This window comes from Salinisphaera orenii subsp. halophila YIM 95161 (genome assembly GCF_003732545.1).
GTDB classification, from domain to species: domain Bacteria; phylum Pseudomonadota; class Gammaproteobacteria; order Nevskiales; family Salinisphaeraceae; genus Salinisphaera; species Salinisphaera orenii_A.
Window position 1 is genome coordinate 1 of record NZ_AYKF01000030.1, and the last position, 978, is coordinate 978.

1 protein-coding gene is annotated in these 978 nt (G+C 62.7%); it reads left to right on the plus strand.

Annotation, left to right across the window (positions count from 1 at the left end; translation table 11 throughout):
• The first annotated feature begins 4 nt into the window (after nucleotides 1-4).
• A protein-coding gene (locus SAHL_RS02605; protein WP_123589856.1) for an IS630 family transposase occupies nucleotides 5-951 on the plus strand; the annotation gives its coding sequence in 2 pieces (ribosomal slippage) (nucleotides 5-349 and nucleotides 352-951; 945 coding nt in all).
• Nucleotides 952-978: the final 27 nt, after the last annotated feature.

The following is a 978-nucleotide window of genomic DNA, read 5'->3' on the forward strand; positions in this document are numbered from 1 at the left end:
CGTAATGCCGGGCGCCTATAGTTCGGATTTGCGTAGTCGTGTGCTGCGCGCGATTGAGAATGGTCAATCAGCACGGGCCGCGGCGGTGCGTTTCGACGTCAGTTCGGCGACCGCTATTCGGTGGGCCGATCAATGGCGATCGACGGGCCAGCAAACGGCCCGTCGACCGGGCAAGAAGCCAGACCACGGCTCGAAGCTCGACGCACATGCCGTGTTTATCCGAACGCAGATTGCGCATCAGCGCGATCTCACCCTGGCCGAGCTCGCGCGGCATCTGGACCACGAGCGTGGCGTGAAGACCAGCTTGGCGACCTTGTGCCGATTTCTTCATCGCCAGGGGCTCACGTTTAAAAAAAGACCGCGCACGCGATCGAACAACAGCGTCCGGATGTCGCCTGCGCTCGCCGAGTGTGGTTTGACCAACAGATGATCTTCGATCCGGCGCGCCTGGTCTTCATCGACGAAACGGCGACCTCGACCGCGATGGCGCGCGCCTATGGCCGCGCCGAACGCGGGGCCCGCTGTAAGGCGGGCGTGTCGCGCGGTCATTGGCAGACCACGACCTTTGTGAGCGGTCTGCGCCAGCACGGTCTCGTGGCGCCTATGGTGCTCGACGGGGCCATGAGCGGCGCGCTGTTTCGAGCCTATACCGAACAGATCCTGGCGCCCGCACTGGCGCGCGGCGATATCGTGATCATGGATAATCTGGCCGCCCACAAAGTGGCGGGCGTGCGCGACGCAATCGAAGGCGCTGGGGCTTGGCTATTCTATCTGCCGCCCTATTCGCCCGATCTCAATCCGATCGAGATGGCGTTTGCCAAGCTCAAAGCATTATTGCGACGCACTGCGGCGCGTACCCGAGCGGCTCTCTGGGACGGCATCGCGCAGGCCCTGGACCAATTCACCACGGCCGAATGTCGCAACCTGCTCGCCCATGCCGGCTATAGATGACTTACCAAATACGCAAAATGCTCTAGC